General features: G+C 64.3%; 8 protein-coding genes. All 8 read right to left on the reverse strand.

Going from position 1 to position 7371, the window contains the following annotated elements:
- Positions 1-365 (reverse strand): 3-hydroxybutyrate oligomer hydrolase family protein (locus MRY84_RS21420; protein ID WP_291507700.1); only part of this gene is annotated, 365 nt, incomplete at its 3' end.
- A gap of 92 nt (positions 366-457) precedes the next feature.
- Positions 458-1531, reverse strand: coding sequence for a branched-chain amino acid ABC transporter permease (locus MRY84_RS21425; RefSeq protein WP_291507701.1), 1074 nt, complete (start codon positions 1529-1531; stop codon positions 458-460).
- A 16-nt stretch (positions 1532-1547) separates the two neighbouring features.
- Positions 1548-2534, reverse strand: coding sequence for a branched-chain amino acid ABC transporter permease (locus MRY84_RS21430; RefSeq protein WP_291507702.1), 987 nt, complete (start codon positions 2532-2534; stop codon positions 1548-1550).
- Between the two features lie 91 nt (positions 2535-2625).
- Entirely contained in the window at positions 2626-3366 is a 741-nt protein-coding gene (locus MRY84_RS21435) for an ABC transporter ATP-binding protein (RefSeq protein ID WP_291507703.1), read from the reverse strand.
- Positions 3363-4136 (reverse strand): ABC transporter ATP-binding protein, encoded by a 774-nt coding sequence (locus MRY84_RS21440; RefSeq protein ID WP_291507704.1) that lies wholly within the window; start codon positions 4134-4136, stop codon positions 3363-3365. The genes MRY84_RS21435 and MRY84_RS21440 overlap by 4 nt, the downstream gene beginning before the upstream one ends.
- Positions 4137-4227: 91 nt before the next feature.
- Positions 4228-5703: a PHB depolymerase family esterase gene (locus tag MRY84_RS21445; RefSeq protein WP_291507705.1), complete on the reverse strand. Its 1476-nt coding sequence runs from the start codon at positions 5701-5703 to the stop codon at positions 4228-4230.
- A gap of 173 nt (positions 5704-5876) precedes the next feature.
- Positions 5877-7073 (reverse strand): substrate-binding domain-containing protein, encoded by a 1197-nt coding sequence (locus MRY84_RS21450; protein ID WP_291507706.1) that lies wholly within the window; start codon positions 7071-7073, stop codon positions 5877-5879.
- A 152-nt stretch (positions 7074-7225) separates the two neighbouring features.
- Positions 7226-7371: helix-turn-helix domain-containing protein (locus MRY84_RS21455; RefSeq protein ID WP_291507707.1), on the reverse strand; the 146-nt coding region annotated here is incomplete at its 5' end.

Genomic DNA, 7371 nt, shown 5'->3' on the forward strand with positions numbered 1-7371 from the left:
GCATCCACGTTGGGGCCATAAAGCGTGCCGTAACCGCCAGCCGCCGTCATGTCGAGCATGGCGCGGTAGTTGGCGTGAATGGCGGCGCGGCGCAGCTCGGCCGCCGTGGGATGGAGGGGGTCGGCAAACGCGGGCGGCGCGGCCGCGGCCAGGCCCGAGGCGCCCAGGCCCGCCGTGAGCAGGTCGTTGCTGGTGCCGTCGTACGTGGTCTCGCTGATGGCGCCCAGGTAGCTGGGCTTGGTGTTGGGGGCGGCGCTGTCGCCGTCACTGCCGCCGCAGGCAGCCAACACCGCAGCGGCCAACGCTGCGGGCATGAACGGACGAGAAAGGGGACGGGAACGCAGGTTCTTGATGCTCATCTTCATGTGCTTGTCTCCGGGAGTTTTTTCTTTGCGTCTTGTTGCACAGCTCACCCACACACCCTGGCCACGCCGGTCCCCCGGCGCGGCCCGGGCCATCACCCCGCCTTGCGCGCCGCTGCCGCGCGCAGGCGCCCCACCACACCGGTAGGGAAGTAGTAAACCGAAAGGACGAAGAGCACGCCCAGCCACAGCAGCCACCGGTCGGGCGACAGCAGTGCAGACAGCCAGGGCAGGCCGGCGGTGGCCTCGCTGCCCAGCCGCAGCAGATCCTGCAGGTAGCTTTGCGCCACCAGGAAGAGCACGGCCCCGATGGCCGAGCCATAGATGGTGCCCATGCCCCCGATCACCACGATGAGCAGGCAGTCCATCATGATTTCAAAGCTGAGCGAAGTGTCCGGCCCGTTGTAGCGCAGCCAGAGGGCGAGCATGGCGCCCGCCAGCGTGGCGAACAGAGCGGACAGCACGCTGGACGTGGTGCGGTACACCACGACGCGGTAGCCGATGGCCTCGGCGCGGAATTCGTTCTCGCGGATGGCCTGCAGCACGCGGCCAAACGGCGAGTTGACGATGCGCAGCAGGGCCAGCACCAGCGCCACGGCAGCAACGAACAGCAGGTAGTAGCAGATCAGCCGGCCGTCGATGGTCACGCCCAGGAAGGGCTCTTCGAAGGGCTCGAAACTGGGCGAAAGCAACTCGGGTACCTTGAAGGTCAGGCCATCTTCGCCGCCGGTGATGTCCGACAGCTGCGAGGCCAGCGTCTGGAACGCAGCGGCCACCGCCAGCGTGATCATGGCGAAGAAGATGGCGCGCACGCGCAGCGAGAACAGCCCCACAGCGAGCGACAGCAGCAGCGAGAGCACCAGCGCGCCCCCCAGGCCCACTCCCAGCGCCGTCCAGGTAGGCCCCAGGCGGGTGGTGGCCACCGCAATGCCATAGGCACCGATGCCAAAGAACATGGTGTGCGCAAAGCTCACGATGCCGGTGTAGCCCAGCAGCAGGTCGAAGCTCGCGACCAGCACCACGAAGATCAGCACCTTGGCCGCCACCGACAGCGCCTTGACGCCGGGGAACAGGAACGGGGCAAACGCCAGGCCGATGAGGATGGCCACCAGGATCACCGCCAGCACCTTGCTGCGCGGGTAGTCGCCAGAGAGAAGTCGGTTCAACATTTCTAGAAACTCCTCATCAGCGGTTGGCAACTGGATAGACACCCTGGGGGCGCCACAGCAAGATGGCCACCATCAACGCGATGTTGGAGAACAGCGCCACCTTGGGCACCAGAAAGCCCGTGTAGTTGGCCATCAGCCCCACCAGCAGCGCGCCGATGAGCGCACCACCCGTGCTGCCGAGGCCTCCGATGATGATCACGATGAAGATCAGCACATTGACCTGTGCGCCCATCTGCGGGATCACGTTCTGCTGGTAAAGCCCCCACATCACACCGCCCAGGCCCGCCAGGGCCGAGCCCACCACGAACACCCCCACGAACAGCCGGCGGATGCGGTAGCCCAGGCTCTCCACCATCTCGCGGTCTTGCACGCCAGCGCGAATGAGCAGGCCCACCTTGGTGCGCGACAGCGTCCAGGCTAGCAGGCCGAAAACCACCAGGCCCACAGCCACCGCGATCAGGCGGTACTTTTCGATGGCAGCATCCCCCACCAGCAGCGAGCCGCGCATGGCTTCGGGCAGCGGCAGCGGGATCTGCGCGGGGCCCCAGATGACCTTGATGAGTTCTTCGCCAATGATCATCCCGCCCATGGTGATGAGGATCTGCTTCAAGTGCTGACCGTACACGGGCCGCACGATGAAGCGCTCGAACGCCAGGCCCACGGCGCCCGCCACCGCCATCGCCACCAGCATGGCAGGGAGCACGGCCAGCAGGTTGCGCCACAGCTCGGCGCTCTGCGTGTAGTCGCCCATGGCGCCCAGCACGCTGGTCGCCACGAAGGCGCCCAAGGCGATGAACACGCCGTGACCGAAATTCAGCACGTCCATCAGCCCGAACACCAGCGTGAGGCCCGAGGCGATGATGAAGATGATCATGCCCATCGCCAGCCCGGCCACGGTGAGCGTGAGCCAGGTGCTGGGCGAGCCGACGAAGGGCAACACCAGCAGCGCCAACGCGGGTACCAACGCCAGGGGCTTCCAGTCGAAATCACGCACGGCGGTCATGCTGTCGCCCCTTGCACTATGTTTTTAATAGCTGCTTGCGCTTGACCATCAAGCGCTGCAGGCCAAAAAGGCTTGAAACTGAAAACGCAACTCATAGTGCCAACCCCAGCAGCGAGCGCTGCAGTGCTTCGTCCTCGGCCAGCGCGGCCATGCTGCCCGCGTGCACCACCTGGCCGTTGTCCATCACGGCCACGGTGTCGCCCAGGCGCTTGGCGAAGTTGATGTTCTGCTCGACCAGCAGGATGGTCACGCCGCTCTTCTTGAGCTGGTCGAACGCGTCGATCATGTTGTTGATGATCGCGGGCGCGAGGCCCTTGCTGGGCTCGTCCACGATGAGCAGGTCGCGCGGCTCGACGATGGCACGGCTCACGGCCACCATCTGCTTTTGCCCGCCGCTGAGCTTGCCGGCCGGATGGTTCCAGAACTTCTCCACAGCGGGGAAGAGCTTGAAGATCCACTGCAGCCGCGCCTCGTCCATCTGCGCGGCGTTGCTGGCGCTGCGGGCGGCCAGCAGCATGTTTTCCTTGACCGTGAGGTCGGCAAAGATGCCCATGTTCTCTGGAACGTAGGCGATGTTCAGGCTCGCGATGGCGGGGGTGTTCATCGCCGTGATGTCGCGGCCACCAAAGTGGATGGAGCCCTGGGACGCATGCCACAGGCCCATGATGGTGCGCAGTGTGGTGGTCTTGCCCGCGCCGTTGCGGCCCAGCAGCATGGTGAGCTGGCCCTTGGGCACGGCCAGATCGACGCCGTGCAGGATGTGGTACGCGCCGATGTGCGTGTGCACGCCCTGGAGTTCGAGCAGGTTGCCCGTGTTGTTGATGGTGGTCATGCTGCGGCCTCCTTGCTCACGCCCAGGTAGGCCTCTTGCACCACGGGTGATGCGATCACTTCGGCGGGCACGCCATCGGCCACCAGGGTGCCATTGGTCAGCACGATGATGCGGTCGGCCAGCTCGCGCACCACGTCCATCTTGTGCTCCACCAGCAGGATGATCTTGGTCTTGTCCTTCTTCAGCTCGCGGATCAGGTTCAGGATCACAGGGGCCTCGTCGTGGCTCATGCCGGCCGTGGGCTCGTCGAACATGTAGACCTGCGGCTCCAGCGCCATGAGCAGCGCCACTTCGAGTTTGCGCTGGTCGCCATGCGGCAGGCTGGCCACGGGCGTGTCGCGACGCTCGTACATGGCCACCGTCTGCAGGATGGATTCAGCACGCTCGGTCAGCGCACGGTGGTCGCTCCAGATGCTCCACAGGTTCAGGCCCCGGCGGTGTTTGCCCTCTTGCGTGGCCTGCACGGCCAGGCGCACGTTCTCCAGCACGCTGAGGTTGGGGAACAGGTTGGTGAGCTGGAACGCCCGGCCCAGGCCTGCATGCGTGCGGGCCGAAACGGACTGCCCGGTCAGGTCCTGCCCGCCCAGCGTGACGCTGCCGCTGGTGGCGCGCAACTGGCCCGAGATGAGGTTGAAGTACGTTGTCTTGCCTGCGCCGTTGGGGCCCACGATGGCGGTCAGCGTGCCAGGCTCAAAGGAGCAGGTCACGGCATTGACCGCCACGTGGCCGCCAAAGCGGATGGTCAAGTCCTTGGTGGCCAAGGTGCTCATGGGTGGTGGTTCACTTTCACGGTCGTCGTCTTTCTGGATTGCCGGGCGCCCTGCCCTCGCGGTGCCAGGGCGCGTGGCGTTCAGCGCATGGTCAAGGGCAGGAACCGATGACGTAGTAGTTGGGGCTTGTCTGTTTCAGCGTGTTGTTCACAAAGATGTTCCACAGCCCCATGCTCTGGTTGGAACCCAGCGCAAAGGTGTAGCCGCCATACACGTAGGCACGGCCTGCCATGGTGTGGGCGTAGTTGCTGGCCGTGGTGCAAGTGCCCGTGCCGCCGCCCGATGCGGCCAGCGTGGTGCCGGATGCAGCGGCGGACACGGCGCCCTCGGCACCGTTGGCATCGGCAGCACGCACCGTCCAGCTGTAGGTGGTGGATGCGGCCAGGCCTGTGTCGGTGAAGTTCGTGGCGGTCACGGGCAGCGCATTGGTCTTGTTGCCGTTGCGGTACACGTTGTAGCTGGCCGCGCCGCTCACGGCGTTCCAGCCAATCGCCATGCTGTTGGCCGTGGCGCCCGAGGTGCTCACGCCCGTGGGGGCTGGCAGGTCCACCGGCGGGTTGGTGGTTCCACCGCTTCCCACGCGGTCCACCATGGCCTTGATGGCAGCCATCTGCGGGCCGGATTTCTTGGAATAGTTGGCGCTGTCATAGCCCCACCAGTCCCAGCAGCTGTTGGTGGCTGCCAGGCTGGTCTGCGGGTACAGCACCACGATGTTGTTGGAATCGGCCCAGCGGTTGTAGCCCGTGTTGCGCACGTACTGCTGCTGCACGTCACTGACGTTCTGCTTGCAGCCATGCAGCACCACATGCAGCTTGCAGGTGGCCGTGCCACCCGCCTGGCAGGCCTGGGGCACATAGGCCCAGCCCGTGGTGGCCATGCCGTGGTTGGAGATGAATTCGCTCTGGTTGAACTCGATGAAATTGCCGGTGGGCAGCGTGGCGTTGTTGCGTGCGTTCAACGTGCCGTACAGGTGCTGCAGCATGGCGCCTGCCAGGTCGAAGTTGCAGTCGCTGATGTAGGGGGCACCCTTGGTGGAGCAGCCGTTGCCGTAGTCGTCCGTCACCATCGCGTGCTCTGATGCGATGTCCTTCTTGTAGACCACGTTGGCCGCTGGCACGAAGCTGTTGTAGTAGGTGCGCAGCGCATCCATCACGCCGGTCTTGACCACGCTGTCGAGCGTGCCCGAGAACAGGTAGACCTTGGAGTTCTGCAGGTTGGCCACGGGGTCGATCACGCCCTGGCCGGCCCAGGTGTTGGTGGTGTTCACCAGCGTGCTGGTGGGAATGCCCGCGGGGCTGGCCATGCAGCGCCCGGTGGCATTGACGACTGAGCCCTCGGCGCAATAGAACGGGCCGCCGGCCACCACACCCACGCCTTTGGCAAACGTGGCCGAGTACGCCACATGCAGCTGCACGGCCATGAAGCCGCCCGAGGACAGGCCGGAAACCGTGGTCTGCGTCTTGTCGATCTTGAGGGCGGGAAGGTTGACCGCTGCGTATGCGCCGCCCGAGGCGCACAGTGCCAAGGCAGCACCTGCTGCAGCCGCCCGGATGAAATTGAATGCCATGTTGTCTTGTCTCCAAATAATTTTGAGAAAGTCTGACCCAGCCCCCGTGTCAACCCGGAGGTTCATGTATCAATTCACTGGAAAAAAAGGGGCGGCCGCCCCTGCGGGATGAACCCCGAAGGAACAGGAGGGATCCTGTCCGTCGGGCCTCGCTAACGCATCGAAAAGACGGCCTATCGCTTGTTGCGAATCGGCACGTTCATTTCTTCCGGCTTGATCTCGCGCACCAGCTCGGGCACGCCCCAGGCAAAGGCCGGGTCCACCTTGATCTTGAAGTGGTACATGCTCTGCATGGCCTGGTGGTCTTCCTTGCGGAAGGTCATCTTGCCCTTGGGGGTGTCAAAGCTCATGCCCTCCATGGTCTTGATGAGCTTGTTGGTGTTGGTGTCGCCACCCGTTGCCTTCAGGGCCGTGACCAGCGCCATGGCGGAGCTGAAACCACCGGCGGTGAAGAAGTCCGGCGGTGCCTTGAACTCCTTGTAGTGCGCGGCCACCAGGGCTTCGTTCACGGGGTTCTTGGGGATGCCGAAGTAGTAGTACGTGGCGCCTTCCATGCCGGGGAAGTTCTTGTAGCTGGCCATAGCCGGCAGGATGTTGCCGCCGGTGGAGATCTCGATGCCATAGCGCTTCAAGTCCATGTCGGCGATCTTGAACGGATTGCCGGCACCGGCCCAGACGATCCAGATGATCTTGCGGCCGGGCTGGTCCTTGAGCTTATCGATCAGGCGCTGGGCACCGGCGGTGAAGTCGGTGGTGGCGGCGGGCAGGTACTCCTCGTGCGCTACCTTGGCTTTCTTGACCGCATCCTTGAATGCCTTCACCCCGTCGCGGCCAAAGGCGTTGTCCTGTGCCAGCGTGGCAATGGTCGTGCCTTCCTTGTCCACCGCCACGGCGTTGGAGATGGCGTCCTGGCTGGAGTTGCGCCCGGTGCGGAAGATGTACTTGTTCCACTTGTCACCCGTGATCGAATCGGCCACGGCCGGCTCCACCAGCAGGATCTTCTTGTATTCCTCGGCCACCGGCAGCATGGCCAGCGCCACGCCCGATGCCGTGGGGCCGACGGCAATGTCCGCCTTGTCGTCGGAGTACGCGGTGGCCAGCAGGCTCTTGCCCAGGTCGGGCTTGCCCTGGTCGTCCTTCTCGATCACGACCAGCTTCTTGCCATTCACCGTCATGCTGCCGCCGGTGGCGTAGTTCAGGCCCATCATCAGTCCGGTCTGGGTCTGCTTGCCGTAGGCCTCCAGCGGGCCGGTCTTGCTGTAGATGTGGGCGATGCGGATCTCGCCGGAGGACTGGGCAAATGCGGGAGCGGAAATCGTGGCGGCGGTAACAGCAGCGGTGGCCAGGGCGACCAGGGTGCGACGATGCATGGCGGAGTCTCCTTGTAGTGATGCCTGACCATCGCACAGTCTGTGCCAGCCTGCAAGTCATTGATTTTCAACAGAGTGCTGCAAAAACCGGGCTGATTCTGTCTAATTTCAATACATTGAAATTGCCTGAATTTCAGACAATTGTTCAAGATCTAATCAGGGTTTTCCAGACGTCCATAGAGCGTGGCGCGCGAGATACCGAGCTGCCGGGCGGTCGCCAGCTTGTTGCCGCCGTGCACTTTCATCGCGGCGGCGATGGCACGGCGCTCCAGCTCTGCCACCTGTTCGGCCAAGGGGC

This window comes from Acidovorax sp., assembly GCF_022763525.1.
Lineage (GTDB): Bacteria > Pseudomonadota > Gammaproteobacteria > Burkholderiales > Burkholderiaceae_C > Acidovorax.

Excerpts from the sequence above, each read along its gene's own strand:
- MRY84_RS21445 (WP_291507705.1), bottom strand. The coding sequence starts at position 5,703 with ATGGCATTCAATTTCATCCGGGCGGCTGCAGCAGGTGCTGCCTTGGCA.
- MRY84_RS21430 (WP_291507702.1), bottom strand. The coding sequence starts at position 2,534 with ATGACCGCCGTGCGTGATTTCGACTGGAAGCCCCTGGCGTTGGTACCC.
- MRY84_RS21450 (WP_291507706.1), bottom strand. The coding sequence starts at position 7,073 with ATGCATCGTCGCACCCTGGTCGCCCTGGCCACCGCTGCTGTTACCGCC.
- MRY84_RS21435 (WP_291507703.1), bottom strand. The coding sequence starts at position 3,366 with ATGACCACCATCAACAACACGGGCAACCTGCTCGAACTCCAGGGCGTG.
- MRY84_RS21440 (WP_291507704.1), bottom strand. The coding sequence starts at position 4,136 with ATGAGCACCTTGGCCACCAAGGACTTGACCATCCGCTTTGGCGGCCAC.
- MRY84_RS21425 (WP_291507701.1), bottom strand. The coding sequence starts at position 1,531 with ATGTTGAACCGACTTCTCTCTGGCGACTACCCGCGCAGCAAGGTGCTG.